Here is a 19,150-nt window from a genome sequence, read left to right on the forward strand (position 1 = left end):
GCCTCGCCCGGCGCGGCCGCGCGCTGCGCCGCTTCCTGCGCACCGGCGGGCGCGCCGGCTGGCCCCGCACCCTCGTGGTCCTGATAGCCGGCGCCGCGCTGTGCCTGGCGTTCCCGCCGTTCGACCTCACCCCGCTGGGCCCCGTCGCCGTCGCCGCGCTCACCCTCGCGATGCGCGGCCAGGCGGCCCGCACCGGCGCCTGGCTCGGCTTCCTCGGCGGCGCCGCGTTCTTCCTGCCCACCCTGGACGGGCTGATCCCGGTCGGCCCCGACGCCTGGGCCGTGCTGAGCCTGGTGCAGGCGCTGTACTTCATCCCCATGGGCGCCGCCATCGCGCTGGTCACCCGGCTGCCCGGCTGGCCGGTGTGGACGGCGGCCCTGTGGGTCGCCCAGGAGGCGCTGCGCGGCCGTGAGCCGTTCGGCGGGTTCCCGTGGGCGCGGCTGGCCTTCAGCCAGACCGCCACGCCCCTGACCCCGTACGCCTCGATCGGCGGGGCGCCGCTGGTCACCTTCCTGACCGCCCTGGTCGGGGGCCTGCTCGCCTTCGCGGCCGTCGCCGCCTGGCGGCTGCGCCGGCCGCGCCCGGCCCCCGAGGCCGGCGAGACGGGCGGTGAGGGCGCGGACGGCGCCGCGCGCGCCGCCGGCGGCCCTGGCAGGGGCCGTGCGGCCGTCTCCGCCGCCCTGGCCCTGGTGGTGGCGGGCGCGGTCACCGGTGCGGGCGCCTTCATCCCGACGCCCGCCGACGGCCCGCACGTCACCGTCGCCGTCATCCAGGGCAACGTGCCCCGCCTCGGCCTGGACTTCCTCGGCCAGCGCAAGGCCGTCCTGAACAACCACGTCACGGCCACCCACGAGCTGGCCGCCGAGATCCGCGCCGGCAAGGTCGCCAGGCCGCAGCTGGTCGTCTGGCCGGAGAACTCCAGCGACCTGGACCCCTACACCGAGCCCGACGCCTACCGGGCCATCGACGGGGCCGTGCGGGACGTCGGCGTGCCCGTCCTGGTCGGCGCCCTCACCGACACCCCCGACCGCAAGAAGGTCGAGAACCGCGGCATCGTCTGGGACCCGGTGACCGGCCCCGGCGACTACTACGTCAAGCGGCACCCCGTCCCGTTCGGCGAGTACCTGCCGTACCGGGACGTCCTCACCAAGATCATCAAGCGGTTCGAGCTGATCCCCCGGGACTTCGCGAAGGGCACCCGGTCCGGGGTCATGCGGCTCGGGCCCGTCGACATCGGCGACGTGATCTGCTTCGAGGTCGCCTACGACCGGGAGGTCCGCGACGTCTCCCGCGGCCGGATCCTGGTGGTCCAGACCAACAACGCCACCTACGGCCGCACCAGCCTGCCGCCCCAGCAGATCGCCATGTCGAGGCTGCGCGCGGTCGAACATGGCCGTACGATCTTGGTTGCCGCGACGAGCGGGATCAGCGCGATCGTCGCCCCGGACGGCCGGATGATCGACCGGTCCAGGGAGTTCGTGCCGGACATCCAGGTCGCGAGCGTCCCCGAGCGCACCGAGCGGACCCTGGCCGACCGGGTCGGCGAGTGGCCGGAATGGGTGCTGGTCGCGGTGGGTATCGGGGCGCTGTGCGCCGCGGCATGGACGACGGCCAGGAAGAACGAGGAGAATTGACACCGATGGAGATCCCAGCCGACCTCGGCAGGGTGCTCGTGATCATCCCGACCTACAACGAGCGGGAGAACATCGAGCGCATCACCGGCCGGGTGCGCAAGGCCGTGCCGTCGGTGGACGTGCTGGTCGTGGACGACGCGAGCCCGGACGGCACCGGCGAGGTCGCCGACGCCATGGCCGCCGCGGACGACCAGGTGAAGGTGCTCCACCGCACCGGCAAGGAGGGACTCGGCCCCGCCTACATCGCCGGGTTCCGGTGGGCCGCCGAGCACGGCTACGACGTCATGGTGGAGATGGACGCCGACGGCTCCCACCAGCCCGAGGAGCTTCCCCGGCTGCTGGCCGCGCTGGAGGACGCCGACCTGGTCATCGGCGCCCGCTGGGTGCCCGGCGGCAAGGTGGAGAACTGGCCCAAGCGGCGCGAGGCGCTGTCGCGCGGCGCCAACACCTACGCACGGATGATGCTGCGGATCCCGCTGCACGACGCCACCGGCGGCTACCGCGCGTTCCGCGCCGCCACGCTCGACAAGATCGGCCTGGACGGGGTGGACTCGCGCGGCTACTGCTTCCAGATCGACCTCGCGCTGCGCGCGCTCCACAAGGGGCTGCGGGTCGTCGAGGTGCCGATCACCTTCGTCGAGCGGGAGCACGGCACCAGCAAGATGAGCCGGGACGTGATGATGGAGGCGGCGCTGCGCATCACCCAGTGGGGGGTGGCCGAGCGCTCGGGCAAGCGCGACCGGTCCGGCTGACGCGCCGCGGGCGCCTCCAGGGGAAACGTTCGGGGGCGTCCCGGCGTTGACACCGGTACAGGCAATCCGCAACCCGAAAATGGAGCCATGCTGCCGCTCGCACTGGTCCTGGCGTTCCTGCTGATACCGGTCGTGGAGATCGTCCTGCTCGTCCAGGTCGGCGAGGTGATCGGCCTGTGGCCGACGCTGGCGCTGCTGGCGGCCGAGACCGTGCTGGGCGGCTGGATCGTCCGCCGGGAGGGCCGCCGCGCCTGGCGCGTCCTGCAGGACGCGCTGCGGCGGGGCACCGTGCCCGAACGCGGGCTCGGCGACTCCGCGCTGGTGATGGCCGGCGGCGTCCTGCTGCTGATCCCCGGCCTGATCACCGACGTCCTCGGCCTGCTGATCGTGCTGCCGTTCACCCGGCCGCTGGTCCGCCGCGTCGCGTCCCGGTACGCCGCCAGGCGGGTGCGCCTCGCCGGCGACCGCGCGTCGATGACGTTCCCGCCCTCCGCCGGCGGGCCCGGCGGTCCCGGGCTAGGGCCGTTCGGCCGTTTCGACCCGTTCGATCCGGGCGCGGACGCGCGCGACCCCGGCACCCCGCGCGGCCCGGTCGTCCGCGGCGAGGTCGTCGAGGAGGACGACCACCCGTCCCGGACCTGACCCGGCGGAGCCCGATCACGTCGATCGTTCACACTGCACTCGTTCACGGGGCATGCGAAAGGGCCCGCACCTTCCGGTGCGGGCCCTTTCCGTCGAGCTCTCAGCGGGTCATGCCGATCGCCTGCGCCCCGCTCGCAGGATCTCCAGCCGCTCGGCGAGGACCTCCTCCAAGTCCTCCACGGTTCTGCGCTCCATGAGCATGTCCCAGTGGGTGCGCGGCGGCTTCCCCTTCTTGGCTTGGGGCAGCTCCCCGTCGACCCGCAGGGCCGTGGCGCCGCAGCTGCGGCATTCCCAGGTCATCGGCACCTCGGCCTCGGCTGCGAGCGTCACGGTGAACCGGTGGCCCTTCGTGCAGGTGTAGTCCACCTCTTGCCGAGGGGCCAGATCGGTGTTGCGATCGTTCTCGTAGCTCGTCGCTCCGAGTCGGGTGCCGCGAAGTGCGCGCTCGGCCATCGTCACGTGCCTCCCAGACGGCTTGCGGTCTTGTCCTCACCAACGCTGGACACCATCACAAGATTCCCGGATCATGCGCCGCCCAACCCTGCTCTTTGCGGCCGCACCGCGCCGCCCGCGCCGATCGTCCGGCGGCGCCCGCCGTCGCGTCGCGCGTCAGGACCCGACGTGGTCGGTCCCGTCGATGACCTGGTCGACGAATCCGTACTCGCGGGCCTGCTCGGCGGTGAACCAGCGGTCCCGGTCCCCGTCCGCCTCGATCTTCTCCAGCGGCTGGCCGGTGTGGAAGGCGGTCCGCTCGGCCAGGGTCCGCTTCAGGTACAGCGACTGCTCCGCCTGGATCCTGATGTCGGACGCGGTGCCGCCGATCCCGCCGTGCGGCTGGTGCATCATCACCCGGGCGTGCCGCAGCGCGTACCGCTTGCCGGCCGTCCCCGCGCACAGCAGCGTCTGCCCCATCGAGGCCGCGATGCCCATCGCCACCGTCGACACGTCGTTCGGGACGAACTGCATCATGTCGTAGATCGCCATCCCGGCGTCGACCACGCCGCCGGGGGAGTTGATGTAGATGGTGATGTCGCGGCGCGCGTCCTGCGCGGCGAGCAGCAGCAGCTGCGCGTTGATCCGGTTGGCGACCTGGTCGTCGATCTCCGTGCCGAGGAACACGATCCGCTGCGCGAGCAGCCGCTCGTGCAGCTGCGCGTCCGCGAGCCGCGGCGCCTCGGCCACCTTCGCCGACGTCCGCGGCGCGAACGTCTCCACCCGCCCGCCGGGACGGTCCTCCTGCGGTCGTTCGAGCATGCACCCTCCCTCGATCTGTACAGAACGTACAGTCTGTACGTCCAGAGACGCTACAGGCGCGCGCCGGAGGGGACCAGGGGAGTTCGCTATACGATGAACAGCGTGGAAAAGCCGGTGACGGAGGCACGCAAGGAGTTCGCCGACCTGGTGAACCGGGTCGCCTACACGGGTGAGCGCGTGGCGCTGACCCGCCGTGGGAAGGTGATGGCCGCCCTCGTGTCGGCGGAGGACCTGGAGCTGCTGGAGAGCCTGCGCGCCGGGCGCGTGGACCTCACCCAGGCCGGCCCCGCCGCCTCCCAGCAGTCCGACCGCCCGCAGCCCGATCGCCCGCAGCACCCGCCGCTGCGGATCGCCGCGGAGTACCGTCCCGGCCGCCCGCCGGGCTTCGGCCGCTGATCCGGCCCGGCCGAGCGGGCTCAGGGCGCCGGGTTCAGGGAGCCGGGGTGGGGCGCGGCCACAGGTCGCGGGACGCCATGACGTGGCGGAGGGCGACCAGGTCGTCGGTCATGATGCCGTCGATGCCGATGTCGAGGAGCCGGTTCATCGCGGCGGGGTCGTTGACCGTCCAAGCGTGCACCTTCAGGCCCAGCCGGTGCGCCTCGGCGATGAACGACTCGGTGACGAACGGGACGGGCCCGAGGCCGTAGGGGACCTGGGCGCAGGCGACGCCGGTCGCGGCCAGCCGGACGAGCTTGGCGGTCGGCCCGCCGTAGGACCTCGCGCGCAGCGCCATCAGCCCGCGCGGCCCGAGCGCCATGCACACGTCCTTGGCGTTGAACAGCGGCAGGCGCGCCCGCATCTGCGCGAGCCGGCGGGTGGAGAACGAGGTGATGCAGACCCGGTCCCAGGCGCCGGTGCGGTGCAGGACCTCGGCGAGCGGGCCGATGACCGGCGCGTCCTTGAGGTCGATGTTGACGCGCGCGTCCGGCCAGGCGGCCAGGACGTCCTCGAGGCGGGGGATGGGCTCGGTGCCGCGGATGCGGGCCTTGGCGACCTCGGCGTAGGGCAGCCGCGCGATCGCGCCCGTCCGGTCGGTCACCCGGTCGAGGGTGCGGTCGTGGAAGGCGACGACGACGCCGTCGGCGGTGGCGTGGGCGTCGGTCTCCAGGTAGCGGTAGCCGAGGTCGATCGCGCGCTGGAAGGCGGCCATCGAGTTCTCGGGCCGGCCGCTAGCGCCGCCGCGGTGGGCGAACGGTATCGGGCCCGGGTGGTCGAGGAAGGCGTACGAGCGGGGCACCCGTCCGATTATGGCGGACACCCGCACCCGACCTAACCTTACCATGTAAAGGCGCCGGGCCGTGGCCGTGGCTGCTAACGTCGCCTCCCCAGGCGATCAGCAAGAGGAGCAGCCCCATGGCCGACGTGAACGAGTACCGCGCGACGTTCGAGCTGGTGGACGTGGACGGCGACGGGTACATCTCCACGGCCGAGCTGAAGAACCTGATGTCCAGGCTCGGGCAGGGCATCACCGAGACGCGCGCCGTGGAGGTCGTCGTGGCGGCCGACGCCAACCACGACGGCAAGATCTCGCTGGAGGAGTTCGCGGCGCTGATGGAGCGGACCGCGTAACCACCGCGTTCGACGGCCCGGCCGCACGCCGATGGGTGTGCGGCCGGGCCGTCGTGATGTGCGCACCGGGTTCGGTGCGTCAGTGGCCCGTCGGGGCGGCGCCGAGGGCGGCGGACCAGCCGCCCTCCAGGAGGTCGAAGGCCCGCTCGACGGCCTCGCGGGGGTCGGAGCGGTTCCGGGCCAGGGCCGAGGTCTCGAGCGCGAAGTGGGCGAGGGCGGCGCAGGCGGCGTCGTCCTCGGGGCGGCCGGCGTCCTCGGCGATGGCGCGGGCGAGCGCGGTCTCGTGGCGCATCCACATGCGGTGGCTGTAGTCGCGCAGGGCGGGGTGGCCGTTCACGAGCCTGGTGAAGTCCGCGGTGGCGCGGTCCGGGTCGATGAACTTGCGGCGCAGGATGTGCTCGCGCAGCGCGGCCGGCACCGAGGTGCCTGCGGGCCGGTCGCGGACGGCCGCGACGAGGGCGGCCTCGACGTCGGCGTCCAGGTCGAACACCAGCGCCTCTTTGCTGGGGAAGTGCTTGAACAGCGTGGTGGTGGAGACGTCGGCGGCCTCGGCGACGTCCTTGATGCCGACGTTGTCGTAGCCGTGCTCGAGGAACAGCCGCAGGGCGGCGTCGGCGAGCGCCTTGCGGGTGGCGGCCTTCTTGCGTTCCCGGCGGCCCATCGTCTCCGTCATGCGGCCATCCTAGCCCTTCGGTTGCCTCGATTGAAATGTTGACTCGTTGCACTTTTGTATCGAGTGTGCTTTTGTGGGATGGCCGGGCCCGGCGGCGACGCCCCGATGCGGCCCGGCGCTCCCCGATTCCCGCGACGAATGAGGTGATCAGCCATGCCCGCATCCGATCCGTCCCCGCCGGCGCGCGCCGTCCGGTGGGCCCTGCTGGGCGTGATGCTCGCGATGCTGCTGTCGATGCTGGACAACATGGTGGTCGGCACGGCGATGCCGACGATCGTCGGCGACCTCGGCGGCCTGGAGCACATCTCCTGGGTCGTCACCGCCTACACGCTGGCCACCGCCGCGTCCACGCCCGTCTGGGGCAAGTGCGGCGACCTGTTCGGCCGCAAGAACGTCTACCTGCTGTCGGTCGCGGTGTTCGTGGCCGGGTCGGCGCTGTCGGGCGCCGCGCGGTCGATGGCCGAGCTGATCGCGTTCCGCGCCGTGCAGGGGCTCGGCGCGGGCGGCATCGGCGCCCTCGCGTTCGCGCTCATCGGATCGCTGGTGCCGCCCCGGGAGAGGGGGCGCTACCAGGGGATGACCGCGTCGGTGATGGCCGTCGGCACGATCGGCGGGCCGCTGGTCGGCGGGTTCATCACCGCCCACGCCGGCTGGCGCTGGGCGTTCTACGTCAACCTGCCCCTCGGCGCGATCGCGCTGGTGTGGTGCTGGTTCCTGCTGCGGCTGCCGGCGGCCCGCGCCAGGGCCCGGGTCGACTGGGCGGGCATCACGCTGATGACGGCGGTGATCTCCGCGCTGGTGCTGGCGACGACGTGGGCGGGGAGCACCTACCCGTGGACGTCGTGGCAGGTCCTGGCGCTGTTCGCGGCGGCCGCGGCCGGCGTCGCGGCGTTCGCGGCGGTGGAGCGGCGGGTCGCCGAGCCGCTGCTGCCCCCGCGGATCTTCACCGGGCACCGCAACTTCCCGCTGATGTCGGTGCTGATGCTGGTGTCGGGGACGACGATCTTCGGGTGCTCGCTGTACCTGCCGCTGTTCCAGCAGACCGTCCAGGGCGCGTCGGCGTCGGACTCCGGGCTGCTGCTCCTGCCGATGATGGCGCCCGTGGTGCTGGTCTCGCAGATCGGCGGCCGGGTGATGTCGGCGACGGGCCGGTACAAGGTCTTCCCGGTGCTCGGCACGGCGTGCATGACGGCGGGCCTGCTGCTGCTGTCGACCATGGACGCCGCGACGTCCCGCACGCTGACCGGCTGCTACATGGCGCTGGTCGGGGTGGGGATGGGCTTCCTGACGCAGATGGTCACCACGATCGCGCAGAACAGCGTCGAGATGCGCGACATGGGGGCGGCGTCGGCGGCGATCACGCTGTTCCGGACGATCGGCGGGTCGGTCGGGGTGGCGGTGTTCGGGTCGCTGTTCAACCGGGCGCTGGACGGCGGGCTCCCTGCGGACGGGGCGGGCGCGGCGGCCGTGCAGGGGGCCGCCCGGGACGCCTACCTGCATTCGTTCGCCACCGGTACGCACCAGATCTTCCTGGTGGGGGCGGTCGTGTGCGCGGTCTCGCTGGTCGCGGCGCTGCTGGTGAAGGAGGTCCCGCTGCGCGGCAAGGCCGGGCCCCCGGCGGGGAAGCCGGGGGCCGTCGCCTCCGAGGGCGGTGCCGGCGCGGGGCGGCCGGACTCGGGCACAGGCGGTCCGCAGGCGGCGCCGACGCCCACCGCGTAGCCGGTGGTGGTCAGGCGGCGCGAGTCCCGTCCCCGGTGGTGTACGCGGCCGGGGACGGGACTCGCGGGGTCAGGGGAGGCGGCGCAGTTTGAGGGCGTTGTCGGTGCGGGTGACGGTCCGGCCGTCCGGGGCGGTCTGGACGCGCTCGTGCTCGCCGCTGTGGAGCACCTCCCAGGCGTCCTGCGGAAGGCGCAGCGAGGCCAGCACCTCCTCCGGGGTGGGCAGGTGCATGTCGTGGTGGTGGTCGTGCCCGTCGCCGTGGTCGGGGTCCCGCTGCTCCCACGGCGGCGGACCGGCGTGGCCGACGACCAGCAGGACCCCGCCGGGCGCGACGGCCGCGGCGGCGGCCCGCAGGATCTCCTCGCGGGGCATCTCGCGGGGGGAGTGCAGGAAGTGCGCGGACACCAGGTCGAACTCGCCCTTGGGGAAGGACACGGCGAGGTCGTGGTGCTGCCAGTCGACGCGGTCGCCGACCCCGGCGTCGGCGGCGTGCCGGGCGCCGCGCTCGAGGGCCACGCGGGAGATGTCGACCGCGGTGACGCGCCAGCCGCGGCGGGCCAGCCAGACCGCGTCGGCGCCCTCGCCCGCGCCGAGGTCGAGGGCGGTGCCGGGCGGCAGGTCCGCGGTCTCGCGGACCAGGACGGTGTTGGGGTCGCCGCTCCAGATCCGCTCGCTCTCGGAGTAGCGGGCGTCCCAGAACTCCTCGGCGGTGGTGCCGTCGTCGCTCATCATGCGTCCTTGGGATGTGCGGTGGTGGTTTCCGCTGCCATGCTCGTTCCCGGGACCGTTTTCGGCGAACTCTTTTGCCGTTTCCGCAAAATCCGGGGGGCCAGGAGCACGGGCGCCGCGAGGACGGCGGGGGCGGCGGCGACCGCGAAGCACGCGGGCAGCGGCAGCGCGTCCAGGCAGGCGCCGATGGCTCCCGTCCCGGCGGACGAGCCGAGGTTGACCGCGGTGTTGACCCAGGCGCTCGCGCGGACCCGGTCGCGCGGCGCGGCCTCGGCGTCGGCCAGCAGGTAGGAGGTGGTCAGCGAGGGCCCGACGAACGCGCCCGCGGCGAACATCGCGGCGGCGAGCAGGGCGACGGTCGGGGCGAGCCCGGCGGCGGCGACGGCGGTGCCCAGCGCGCCGGCGAGGACGGCCAGCCGCACGCGCGGGGACGGGCGCCAGGCGACGGCACCGTACCCGAGGCCGCCGAGCGCGCTGCCGGCCGACATCGCCGCCATGACCCACGCGCCGCCGGTGGCGTGGTGGTGGTGCCGGGCGGACGCGACGGCCAGCAGCTCCATGCAGCCGAGGGCGGCGCCGGTCGCGGCCGCCGCGGTCACGGGGGCGAACCGCAGGGCGCGGCCGGCCCGCGGCGGGCGGTGCCCGTGCGGGCGCGGGCGGACGGCGGGGGAGGTGACCAGCCCCAGCGTCCCGGCCGCGACCAGGACGGCGCTCGCGGCGACGCCGAGGGACGGGGACGCCGCCGCGGCGGCGAGACCGGCGAGGAGCGGGCCGGTGATGAACAGCAGCTCCTCGGCGACGGCGTCGAGGCTGTAGGCGCGCCGGCGGAGCGCCTCGCCGGCGGCCAGGTCGTTCCACAGCGCCCGCATGACCGGGCCGAGCGGGGGAGCGGTCGCGCCCGCCGCGGCGATCAGCGCCACGAGCAGGGCGGCGGGCGCGCCGGGACGCCAGGTGGCGGCGGCGAGGCCGAGCAGCGCCAGGGCGTAGGCGCCCGACATCGGCGGCAGGGCCGCGCGGGGACCGTACCGGTCGATGAGGCGGGCGCGCAGCGGCGACAGCACCGAGATGGTCAGGCCCAGCGACGCCATGAGCGCGCCGGCGGTGGTGTAGGAGCCGGTGGAGGCGGTCAGCGCGAAGGTGAGGGAGAGGAAGACCGTGCCGTAGGACAGGCGGCCGAGCAGTGCCGCGCCGAAGGTGCGGGCGGCGTGCGGGGCGCGCGGGACGGCCGTGTAGGAGGGGGCCATGAGCGTGTTCCTCGAAAGGGTCCGCGGCGGACGCGGAGGGGACGTGCGTGGACGCCGGAAAGCGCGGGCCGCCCGGGGAGGGGCGGTCAGCGCGGCGTTCTACGCACGGAGGAACAGCACAGGCGTGATCATAGCCCGGTGTTGCGGGTCAGGACGACCATTCGCGTCGGCGGGCCTCGGCGAGGGCGATGGCGGTGGCGACGGCGACGTTCAGGGAGCCGACCCGTCCGATCTGGGGGATGTAGGCGACGGCGTCGGCGGCGGCCAGCAGGGCGGGGGAGCAGCCGTGGTCCTCGCCGCCGACGGCGAGGCAGACGTCGCCGTCCAGCGGCGCCTCGTGCAGCGGGACGGCGTCGCCGGTCAGCTCGATCGCGACCAGCCGCATGCCCTCCTCGCGGACGGCGGCGGCGGCCTTGGCGGGGGTGCCGGCGTGCTCCCAGGGGACGAGGCGTTCGGTGCCGAGGGCGGTCTTGGCGACGTTGCGCTGGTCGGGGGGCGTGGCGTTGCCGGCGAGCCAGAGCCGTTCGACGCCGAACACGGCGGCGCTGCGGATGATCGAGCCCATGTTGAACGGCTGGGTGACCGACTCCACCAGCAGGCCGAGGCGGCCCTCGGTGCGGCGCCGCCAGTCGCGGTTGAGGCGCTTGACGTCGGTGGGACGCAGCTGCCGGCGGCCGGGTGCGGAGTCGGTGGTGCTCATCGGGTGTGGCCTTCCGTGCGGGACGAGACGCGCAGGACGCGGTAGGCGGAGCGCGAGGCGATCCGTTCGGTGGGGAAGCCCTGGTCGTTCAGCCAGCGCTGCAGGGAGTCGGAGCCGAGGTGCTTCTGCACGACCAGGTGGGCGAGGCCGCCGGGGGACAGGCGGGGCAGCCAGGCCAGCAGCAGGTCGTGTAGGGCGGCCTTGCCGATCCGGATCGGGGGGTTGGACCAGATCGCCGCGAAGCGCAGTCCGGGGTCGAGCTCGTCCGCCAAACTGAACCTTACATTGTCAAGGCCGGCGGTGTTGGCATTCAATTCAGCGAGCTCCAACGCCCGCTGATTAACATCTACCCCCCATACACTCGCCTGCGGCGAGCGGCTTGCCAGGGTGAGCGCGATGGGGCCGTAGCCGCAGCCGAGGTCGAGCAGGTCGCCGGCCTGCGGCGGCGCGGGGACGGTCTCCAGCAGGACGCGGGTGCCGGCGTCGACGCGGTCGGGGGAGAACACACCGCTGTCGGTCTCCAGCCGCAGGTGCAGGTCCGGCAGGACCAGGTCCACGGTGCGGCGGCGGCTCGCGGCCCCGGGCCGCGCGGCGAAGTAGTGTTCCCCCACGTCGGCCGACCGTATCAGCGTTCGGGACGTCCCCGCGCCGCCGCGGCCCCCCGGCGGCCGAAGATCAGCCGCTGAAGATCGGCGGGCCGGAGGTCACGGCATGCGGGAGAACCAGACGAGGGACGCTCCACCGGCCGCCAGCGCGAACAGCAGCGCGATGCCGGTGTAGCGGGCGGCGACGTCGCGGTGCTCGGTCTTGAAGCCCAGGGAGGTGCCGATGTTGGAGTACACGTCGCGGAGCTGCCCGGCGTCGGCGGCCTCGTAGGCCTTGCCCTGGGTGCTGGTGGCGAGGGTCTTCAGCGCCTCCTTGTTGACCGAGACGCTGGTGGTCTCCCCCTCGATGTCGACGGTGCCGTACGGGGTGCCGAACGCGATGGTCGACACCGGGACGTGCGCGGTGCGGCTGGCGTCGATGGCCTCCTGCACGGACCGTCCGGTGGTGTTGTCCCCGTCGGACAGCAGCACGATGTGGGCGGGCGGCGGGTCGTGCGCGGCCTGGGTGTCGAAGGTGCGGATCGCCTGCAGCGAGGTGAACACCGCCTCGCCGATCGCCGTGCGCTTGGCGAGGCTGAGCTGGTCGAGGGAGGCGATCGCGGTGTCGCGGTCGGCGGACGGCGCGGCGATGAGGTTGGCGTTGCCGGCGAAGGAGACGACGCCGACGTTGAAGCGGGACGGCAGCTCGCGGATGAACTTCTTGGCGGCGGCTTTGGCGGCCTCCATCCGGTTCGGCGCGACGTCCTGGGCCATCATCGACAGCGACACGTCGACCGCGACCATGATGGTGGCGCGGTCGCGGGGCACCTTGACGGAGCTGGCGGGGCGGGCGAACCCGATCATCATCAGCACGATCATGATCAGGAACAGGGCGGCGGCGACGTGCCGGCGCCAGCCCGGCCGTTTCGGCGCGACCTGGGAGAGCAGCGCGAGGTTGGTGAAGCGGACCGCGTAGTTGCGGCGGCGCATCTGCAGGACGATGTAGAGGCCGACGAGGATCGGCGCGAGGGCCAGCAGCCACAGGCGTTCGGGCGACAGGAAGGTCATGGGCGCACTCCCGCGGTGGAGACGGCCCGCCCGGCGGCGCGGCGCTGGCGGACGGCGAAGCGGGCGACGTCGGCGATCCAGTCGCGGTCGGTGCGCAGGACGAGGTGGTGGACGCCGCAGCGGCGCAGGGCGGCGCGGGTGTGGTCGCGCTGGGCGGCGGCGGCGCGGGCGTAGCGTTCGCGCGTGCGGCGGCTGAGGACGATCTCGTGGACGGCGCCGGTCTCGGGGTCGGTCATCTCGACGAGGCCGACGTCGGGCAGGTCGAGTTCGCGGGGGTCGATGACCTCGACGGCGAGGACCTGGTGGCGGGCGGCGAGGCGGCGCAGCGGGCTCTCCCAGTCGGGTTGCGCGTCGGGGTCGGTGCCGGGGTCGGCGCCCGGGGCGCCGGGGCCGGGCGGGAGGAAGTCGGAGATGACGACGCGCAGGCCGCGGCGGGTCTGGCCGCGGGCCAGGGAGGTGATGGCGGCGGCGAGGCCGCTGTGGGGGGTGCCGGCGGTGGCGGTGGTGCCCGCCATGGCGGCGGGCGGGCCGGTGCCGGGTTCGGTGCGGGCGTCGAGGACGGCCTGCAGGAGGGCGTAGAGGGCGGCCTTGCCGGTGCGGGCGGGCCAGCGGCGCAGGCCGCCGGGGTGCTGGAGGTAGGCGCCGACGCGGTCGCCGAGGCGGACGGTGAGGAAGCCGACGGCGGCGAGGGCGGCGACGGCGAGTTCGCGTTTGACCATGCCGGCGGTGCCGAAGTCCATGCTGGGGGTGAGGTCGACCAGGGCCCAGGCTTCGAGTTCGTGGTCGGCGACGAGGTCGCGGACGTGGGGGGTGGTGGTGCGGGCGGTGACGGCCCAGTCCATGTGGCGGACGTCGTCCTCGCCGGGCTGGTAGAGGCGGGCTTCGGCGAGTTCGGTGCCGGGGCCGGGGAGCAGGCCGAGGTGCTCGCCGTTGAGCAGGCCTTCCAGGCGGCGGGTGACCTGGAGTTCCAGGCGGCGCAGGGTGCGTTCGGGCGCGAGCTGCGCGAGGGTGTCGTCGCGGCGGGGACGGGTGGTCATGCGGTGGTCACCGCCGCGGCGCCGTGGTTCCAGACCACGCGGGGCGGGGGGACGGCGGCGAGGATCTGGTCGACGACCTCGGCGGGGTCGGTGCCGTCGGCGAGGGCGTCGAAGGTGAGGACGAGGCGGTGGGCGATGACGTCGCGGGCGACGGCCTGGACGTCGTCGGGCAGGACGTAGTCGCGTCCGGACAGCAGGGCGAGGGCGCGGGAGGTGGCGACGAGGCCGAGGGTGGCGCGGGGGCTGGCGCCGATCTCGATGACGGGCCGCAGGTCGGGCAGGCGGTACTGCTCGGGTTCGCGGGTGGCCATGACGAGGCGGACGATGTAGTCGGCGACGAGTTCGTGGACGGAGACCTCTTCGGTGGCGCGCTGGAGTTCGGCGAGCCGGTCGGCGTCCAGGACGGGGGTGGCCTCGGGCGGGTCGACGCTCATCCGCTGGAGGATGTGGAGTTCCTCGTGGGCGGAGGGGTGGCGGACGTCGATCTTCATGAGGAAGCGGTCGCGCTGGGCTTCGGGGAGGGGGTAGACGCCTTCGGACTCGATGGGGTTCTGGGTGGCGAGGACGATGAAGGGGCGGGGGAGGGGATAGGTGTTGCCGCCGAGGGAGACCTGGCGTTCGGCCATGACCTCCAGGAGGGCGGACTGGACCTTGGCGGGGGCGCGGTTGATCTCGTCGGCGAGGACGAAGTTGACGAAGACGGGGCCGAGCTCGACGTCGAACTGCTCGGTGGAGGGGTGGTAGATGCGGGTGCCGACGATGTCGGAGGGGACGAGGTCGGGGGTGAACTGGAGGCGGGCGAAGGTGCCGCCGACGACTTTGGCGAGGGTTCCGACGGCGAGGGTCTTGGCGACGCCGGGGACGCCTTCGATGAGGCAGTGGCCGCGGGCGAGGAGGGCGACGACCATGCGTTCGACCATGTGGTCCTGGCCGACGATGACCTTCTTGACCTCGGCGAGGGTGCTCTGCAGCAGCGCGGCGGCCTCGTCGACGTCGTTGGCGGCGATGGTCATTGTGGGTGTCCCTCACTGTGTGCCGGGTGTGAGCGGGCGCGTTCCGACCCTACGCGATCACTTGTACCCGTTCATGCGCGATCCGTGCCTGTGGTCTGGGTGCCTGTGGTCGGGGGCGGGTCCGGGGGGTGGCGGGGTGGTCGTGGTGGGGGCCGGGGGCGGGCGCGGTTGTTAGTGTTGCGGCCATGTCGAGGCCGTTGCCCCCGGGCGATCCCGCTCAGCTGGGGCCGTACCGTTTGTCGGCGCGTTTGTCGGAGTCCGCTGCCGGGATCGTGTTCCTGGGTGTGGACGGTCAGGGACGGCGCGCGAGTGTGGCGGTGCTGAACCGGGGTGCGGCGGAGGACGCGGCGGCGCGGGACCGGTTCCGGGCGGCGATCAATGCGGCGGTGCCGGGTGCGGGTGGTGCGGGGCGCGGCGGTGCGCATGGTGGCGGTGCGGGTGGTGGCGGGGGTGCGCCGGTGGTGGCGGCGCAGCCGGATGGGCCGGCGCCGTGGGTGGCGACGGCGTACGGGGCGGAGGGGCCGGGTGCGGAGCGGTTCCTGGAGCCGGTTCTGCTGGGTGGTTCGCGGCGGTGGGGGCGGCGGCGTGGTCCGCAGTTCCAGCCGCATTGGCTGGGGTCGTCGGAGGCGGCGTTGGCGCGTCCGCGCCGGGAGCCGGCGGTGGGGGGACCGGTGGCGGCGCCGGAGCGTCCGCCGGAGCGGAGTCTGGTGGCCGCGGTTCTGGCGTTGGCGGCGGCGTTGGTGGTGTTGGTGGTGTTGATGGCGGTCTTGTTCTCGTGTCAGCCGCGGCCGAAGGATCCGCCTCCGGAGCCGCCGGAGCCGACGCCGTCGGTGGCTCCGTCGGCGCCGCCGTCGGTGCCGCAGCAGCCGGGGAGGCCGACGCCGCCGCCGTCGGGGTCGCCGTCTCCGTCGCCGTCGGGTTCGGGCGGTGGTGGTGACGGCGGGCCGCTGTGACCGGCGGTGGGGCCGGCGGTGGGGGCGCGCGGTTCTTTTCATGATCGCTTGGTGGGGCGGGGTGTCCTAGCCTGGAGCGATGACCGCTTCTGAGGTGAGCGCTGTGGACGCTCTGGCCGACCGGTACGTGGACGCTTTCGCGGCGTTGGACCCGTGCCTGGCGGCGATGATGGGGATCGCGGGGCAGGAGTCCCGGTTGACCGATTTCGGGCCGGAGGGGCGGGCGGCGCGGGCGGAGCTGACGCGGTCGACGCTGGCGGAGCTGGATCGGATCACCGCGTCCGGCGGCGGGGCGTCCGGTGCGTCCGGCGTGGGGGCCGCGGTGCTGCGCGAGCGTCTGGAGTGCGAGCGGGAGCTGGACGAGGCGGGGGTGCGGGCGTGGGAGCTGGACACCACCGACGGTCCGGTGCAGCGGTTGCGGACGGCGGTCGATCTGCTGGATCAGGGCGCGGCGACGGACTGGGACGCGGTGGCGGCGCGGGTGGGCGGGCTGCCGGGGGCGCTGGCGGGGTTGCGGGTGTCGTTGGAGGAGTCACTGCGCGGGGGCCGGGTGGCGGCGCGGCGGCAGGTGCTGCGGAACGTGCGGGAGTGCCGGGACATGCCGGGGTTCCTGGCCGGGCTGGCGGGGCGGCACGGGGACGGGCCGTTGCGGGGGCGGTTGGACGCGGCGGTGGCGGCGGCGTCGGGTGCGCTGGAGGAGTTCGCGGGGTTCCTGGCCGATGAGCTGGCGCCGCGGGCGCCCGAGCGGGACGCGCTGGGCGCGGACCGGTACCGGCTGGGGGTGCGGGATTTCCTGGGGACGGCGCTGGATCTGGAGGAGACCTACGCGTGGGGCTGGCGGGAGCTGGCGCGGATCGAGGCGGAGATGTCGGAGGCGGCGGCGCGGATCGGTCCGGGGGAGCCGGTCGCGGCGGTGCGGGCGGCGCTGGACGCGGATCCGGCGTACCGGATCAGGGGCGCGGAGGCGTTCCGGGCGTGGATCCAGGAGCTGGCGGACGGGGCGATCGCGGATCTGGACGGGACGCATTTCGACATTCCGGAGCCGTTGCGGCGGGTGGAGTGCCGGATCGCGCCGGTGGAGTCGGGGGTGTACTACCTGGCGCCGGCGGAGGACCTGTCGCGTCCGGGGACGGTGTGGTGGACGGTCGGCGGTCCGGACGAGGAGGTCGTGACGTGGACGGTGCCGGCGACGATGTTCCACGAGGGGGTGCCGGGGCATCACCTGCAGCTGGGCGTGACGACGTTGAACGCCGCGACGCTGAACCGGTTCCAGCGGTTGTCGGGTGAGCTGTGCCCGGGGCATGCGGAGGGGTGGGGGCTGTACGCCGAGCGTTTGATGGACGAGCTGGGGTATTACCGGGATCCGGCGTACCGGCTGGGGATGCTGGCGGGCGGGCAGCAGTTCCGTGCGGCGCGGGTGGTGCTGGACATCGGGATGCATCTGGAGCTGGAGATCCCGGAGGGTGCGGGGTTCCACGAGGGGGAGCGGTGGACGCCGGAGCTGGGGTGGGAGTTCCTGCGGGCGCACACGGGGCCGGAGACGGACGCGTACATCTCGTTCGAGATCGACCGGTATCTGGGGCGTCCGGGGCAGGCGATCGCGTACAAGGTGGGGGAGCGGGTGTGGCTGGAGGGGCGTGAGGAGGCGCGGCGGCGGGCGGGTGCGGCGTTCGATCTGAAGGAGTTCCATCGGCGGGCGCTGGATCTGGGACCGATGGGGCTGGATCTGCTGCGCTCGGAGCTGGCGCGACTTTGAGCTCGGGTCCTGGGGCTGACGGGGCTGGTACCGGCAGGGCTGGTGCCGGCGGGTCCTGGGGTCAGACGGGGGCGGAGGGGCCGACGGCGGGGTCGACGCCGGTCTCGCGGAGCCAGCGGCGCGGCGCGTCGGCGGCGGTGGTGCCGGGGGCCGGGTCCTCGTCGGGCAGGTCGGTGCAGGAGCCGACGTGGGAGGCGCTCTCGTCGCCGGGTTCGAGGATCCGCTTGCTGTAGTGGGGCGGCCAGTGCAGCAGCATCCGGCGGCCGCAGGTCGGGCAGGCCCATTCCTCGACTCCGGACTCCGCGGCCCGGACCATGCGCATCTGGTGCGTCGCCCTCAAGACGGGTCCCTCCTCAACCGGTGGCGAGGTTCGGTGAAAATCCGGCTCGCTATGGTGATTGCCCACGTCAAGGCGGTTAAACGGCCGGGGCAAGTGACGGCGAGGGCGGGCCGGGCGCCGGCGGGGGGACGGTCAAGGCCGGTCAAGGCGAGGCCGGTCGCTCGGCCGGTGGCGGTGCGGTGAGGGCGGCGCGGACGGCGGCGCCGATGCGGTCGACGGCTCGGGCGGGGCGGCGCGCGAACGAGCCCCAACCGAGGAAGCCGTGGTCCAGGCCGGTGCCGGTGATGAGGGTGACGGGGACGCCCGCGGCGCGCAGGCGTCCGGCGTGGTCCTCGGCCTGGGGGCGGAGCCGGTCGTGTTCGGCGGTCGCGATGATCGCGGGCGGCAGGCCGCGAGGGTCGGGGTCCAGCAGCGGCGACACCTCGGGCCGGGCGGGGTCGGCGCCGTCGAGGTAGAGGCGCAGGGCGCGGCGCACGTTCGACGGCGGCCAGGGCAGACCGTCGGGGTCGGGCGGGGCGGGCGGGACGTCCCGCAGGTCCAGCGCCGGGTAGACCAGCAGTTGCAGGACGGGGCGGGCGGGTCCGGCGGTGCGCAGGAGGGCGGCCGCGGCGGCGGCGAGCTGGCCGCCGGCGCTGTCGCCGGCGACGCCGATGCGGGCGGGGTCCAGGCCGAGGCGGCCGGCGTGGGCGGTGGTCCAGCGGACGGCGGCGACGGCGTCGTCGAGCGGGGCGGGGAAGGGGTGCTCGGGCGGGCGGCGGTAGCCGACCGACAGCCAGGCGACGCCGCTGGCGAGGGCGAGGGCACGGACGACGGGGTCGTAGGAGTCGACGTCGCCGAGGACCCAGCCGCCGCCGTGGAAGTACACCATCGCGGGTGCGGGGCGGTCGCCGCCGGGGTGGTAGAGGCGGGCCGGCAGCGGTCCGGCGGGGCCGTCGACGGTGACGTCCCGGACGATCGCGACGGGCGGGCGGGGCGAGCGGGCCAGGTCGGCGGCGTGTTCGCGGCGCGCGTCCTCGATCGCGCGGGCCGTGTCGCGCCCGCCCGCCCGGGCGGCCCCGGTGGCCTGTCCGGCGGGCGGCTCGGGCGGCTCGGGTGGGGAGGCGGCCGGGGGCCGGGGCGGGGGTTCGCCGAGGCGGCGGCGCAGGAACGCCAGGTAGTCCGGATCGCGGCCCATGGCCCTCCCCTGACGGCGCGGCGGACGGTGGGGCGGCCCAGCCTACGAGGGCGCGGCGGCGCGCAGGCCGCGCGGGGCGGGAAAACCTGTTGGGGGCGCGGCCGGTGGTCTCCTACGATCGCCGGCATGGCCTGTTTCACGAAGAGCGCGGTCCTGGGGACCGGGCACGCCGTCTCAGCGAGGCTGCGTGAGGCCCGTCCCGTCCTGGACCGGCCGGTGGCGCGCGCTCGCGCCTGACCTTCCCGGCGGGGCCCGTTTTCGAGGTTCCCGCCTGTCTTGTCGCGCGTCGGCGCGGCGGCCTTGAGAGGT

Annotated in this window: 21 protein-coding genes; 8 read left to right on the forward strand and 13 right to left on the reverse strand. The window is 74.4% G+C overall.

Annotated features, from left to right (window positions below; translation table 11 throughout):
- Positions 1 to 35: 35 nt before the first annotated feature.
- The 3 genes from lnt (at position 36) to amrb99_RS43175 (ending at position 3,028) form a co-directional block, all read left to right on the forward strand.
- Complete coding sequence (gene lnt / locus amrb99_RS43165; protein WP_241756490.1) at positions 36 to 1,634, forward strand: apolipoprotein N-acyltransferase; 1,599 nt, start codon at positions 36 to 38, stop codon at positions 1,632 to 1,634.
- Positions 1,635 to 1,639: 5 nt separating this feature from the next.
- Positions 1,640 to 2,386: a polyprenol monophosphomannose synthase gene (locus amrb99_RS43170; protein WP_190867585.1), complete on the forward strand. Its 747-nt coding sequence runs from the start codon at positions 1,640 to 1,642 to the stop codon at positions 2,384 to 2,386.
- Positions 2,387 to 2,473: 87 nt separating this feature from the next.
- Positions 2,474 to 3,028: an FxsA family protein gene (locus amrb99_RS43175; protein WP_190867587.1), complete on the forward strand. Its 555-nt coding sequence runs from the start codon at positions 2,474 to 2,476 to the stop codon at positions 3,026 to 3,028.
- A 108-nt stretch (positions 3,029 to 3,136) separates the two neighbouring features.
- Here the strand turns inward: amrb99_RS43175 and amrb99_RS43180 are convergent, their stop codons facing one another.
- On the reverse strand, positions 3,137 to 3,481 hold the full coding sequence (locus amrb99_RS43180) for an RNA polymerase-binding protein RbpA (protein ID WP_067472838.1): 345 nt from the start codon (positions 3,479 to 3,481) through the stop codon (positions 3,137 to 3,139).
- A 156-nt stretch (positions 3,482 to 3,637) separates the two neighbouring features.
- On the reverse strand, positions 3,638 to 4,282 hold the full coding sequence (locus tag amrb99_RS43185) for an ATP-dependent Clp protease proteolytic subunit (protein WP_190867589.1): 645 nt from the start codon (positions 4,280 to 4,282) through the stop codon (positions 3,638 to 3,640).
- 93 nt (positions 4,283 to 4,375) lie between these two features.
- On the opposite strand from amrb99_RS43185, the gene amrb99_RS43190 reads away from it, so the two are divergent.
- Complete coding sequence (locus tag amrb99_RS43190) at positions 4,376 to 4,678, forward strand: type II toxin-antitoxin system Phd/YefM family antitoxin (protein ID WP_190867591.1); 303 nt, start codon at positions 4,376 to 4,378, stop codon at positions 4,676 to 4,678.
- Positions 4,679 to 4,712: 34 nt separating this feature from the next.
- Here amrb99_RS43190 and amrb99_RS43195 read toward each other — a convergent pair whose 3' ends face one another.
- On the reverse strand, positions 4,713 to 5,519 hold the full coding sequence (locus amrb99_RS43195; protein WP_190867593.1) for a glycerophosphodiester phosphodiesterase: 807 nt from the start codon (positions 5,517 to 5,519) through the stop codon (positions 4,713 to 4,715).
- Positions 5,520 to 5,635: 116 nt separating this feature from the next.
- Here amrb99_RS43195 and amrb99_RS43200 point away from each other — a divergent pair, with 116 nt between their 5' ends.
- Positions 5,636 to 5,851: an EF-hand domain-containing protein gene (locus tag amrb99_RS43200; protein ID WP_190867595.1), complete on the forward strand. Its 216-nt coding sequence runs from the start codon at positions 5,636 to 5,638 to the stop codon at positions 5,849 to 5,851.
- 79 nt (positions 5,852 to 5,930) lie between these two features.
- Here the strand turns inward: amrb99_RS43200 and amrb99_RS43205 are convergent, their stop codons facing one another.
- Entirely contained in the window at positions 5,931 to 6,524 is a 594-nt protein-coding gene (locus tag amrb99_RS43205; RefSeq protein WP_190867597.1) for a TetR/AcrR family transcriptional regulator, read from the reverse strand.
- Between the two features lie 153 nt (positions 6,525 to 6,677).
- Here amrb99_RS43205 and amrb99_RS43210 point away from each other — a divergent pair, with 153 nt between their 5' ends.
- Positions 6,678 to 8,243 (forward strand): MDR family MFS transporter, encoded by a 1,566-nt coding sequence (locus amrb99_RS43210; protein ID WP_190867599.1) that lies wholly within the window; start codon positions 6,678 to 6,680, stop codon positions 8,241 to 8,243.
- Positions 8,244 to 8,312: 69 nt separating this feature from the next.
- Here the strand turns inward: amrb99_RS43210 and amrb99_RS43215 are convergent, their stop codons facing one another.
- The 7 genes from amrb99_RS43215 to amrb99_RS43245 form a co-directional block, all read right to left on the reverse strand.
- Entirely contained in the window at positions 8,313 to 8,972 is a 660-nt protein-coding gene (locus amrb99_RS43215) for a class I SAM-dependent methyltransferase (protein ID WP_190867601.1), read from the reverse strand.
- Positions 8,972 to 10,216: an MFS transporter gene (locus amrb99_RS43220; protein WP_190867603.1), complete on the reverse strand. Its 1,245-nt coding sequence runs from the start codon at positions 10,214 to 10,216 to the stop codon at positions 8,972 to 8,974. Before amrb99_RS43220 ends, amrb99_RS43215 begins: the two co-directional genes overlap by 1 nt.
- A gap of 148 nt (positions 10,217 to 10,364) precedes the next feature.
- The gene (locus amrb99_RS43225; RefSeq protein WP_190867605.1) at positions 10,365 to 10,916 is read right to left on the reverse strand and encodes a TrmH family RNA methyltransferase; all 552 of its coding nucleotides are present in this window, start codon (positions 10,914 to 10,916) and stop codon (positions 10,365 to 10,367) included.
- Positions 10,913 to 11,527: a methyltransferase gene (locus amrb99_RS43230; protein WP_190867607.1), complete on the reverse strand. Its 615-nt coding sequence runs from the start codon at positions 11,525 to 11,527 to the stop codon at positions 10,913 to 10,915. The genes amrb99_RS43225 and amrb99_RS43230 overlap by 4 nt, the downstream gene beginning before the upstream one ends.
- Before the next feature lie 93 nt (positions 11,528 to 11,620).
- Entirely contained in the window at positions 11,621 to 12,568 is a 948-nt protein-coding gene (locus amrb99_RS43235; RefSeq protein ID WP_190867609.1) for a VWA domain-containing protein, read from the reverse strand.
- On the reverse strand, positions 12,565 to 13,605 hold the full coding sequence (locus amrb99_RS43240; RefSeq protein ID WP_190867611.1) for a DUF58 domain-containing protein: 1,041 nt from the start codon (positions 13,603 to 13,605) through the stop codon (positions 12,565 to 12,567). Before amrb99_RS43240 ends, amrb99_RS43235 begins: the two co-directional genes overlap by 4 nt.
- Complete coding sequence (locus tag amrb99_RS43245; protein ID WP_190867613.1) at positions 13,602 to 14,618, reverse strand: MoxR family ATPase; 1,017 nt, start codon at positions 14,616 to 14,618, stop codon at positions 13,602 to 13,604. The genes amrb99_RS43240 and amrb99_RS43245 overlap by 4 nt, the downstream gene beginning before the upstream one ends.
- Before the next feature lie 185 nt (positions 14,619 to 14,803).
- On the opposite strand from amrb99_RS43245, the gene amrb99_RS43250 reads away from it, so the two are divergent.
- Together amrb99_RS43250 and amrb99_RS43255 are read left to right on the forward strand one after the other, a co-directional pair.
- Entirely contained in the window at positions 14,804 to 15,571 is a 768-nt protein-coding gene (locus amrb99_RS43250; protein WP_190867615.1) for a hypothetical protein, read from the forward strand.
- A gap of 79 nt (positions 15,572 to 15,650) precedes the next feature.
- Positions 15,651 to 17,327 (forward strand): DUF885 domain-containing protein, encoded by a 1,677-nt coding sequence (locus amrb99_RS43255; protein ID WP_190867617.1) that lies wholly within the window; start codon positions 15,651 to 15,653, stop codon positions 17,325 to 17,327.
- 61 nt (positions 17,328 to 17,388) lie between these two features.
- Here the strand turns inward: amrb99_RS43255 and amrb99_RS43260 are convergent, their stop codons facing one another.
- Both amrb99_RS43260 and amrb99_RS43265 read right to left on the reverse strand, forming a co-directional pair.
- Entirely contained in the window at positions 17,389 to 17,667 is a 279-nt protein-coding gene (locus amrb99_RS43260; RefSeq protein WP_190867619.1) for a hypothetical protein, read from the reverse strand.
- A gap of 142 nt (positions 17,668 to 17,809) precedes the next feature.
- Positions 17,810 to 18,841 (reverse strand): alpha/beta hydrolase, encoded by a 1,032-nt coding sequence (locus amrb99_RS43265; protein WP_190867621.1) that lies wholly within the window; start codon positions 18,839 to 18,841, stop codon positions 17,810 to 17,812.
- Positions 18,842 to 19,150 lie beyond the last annotated feature (309 nt).

Source organism: Actinomadura sp. RB99 (assembly GCF_014706005.1).
In the GTDB taxonomy this organism is placed as follows: domain Bacteria; phylum Actinomycetota; class Actinomycetes; order Streptosporangiales; family Streptosporangiaceae; genus Spirillospora.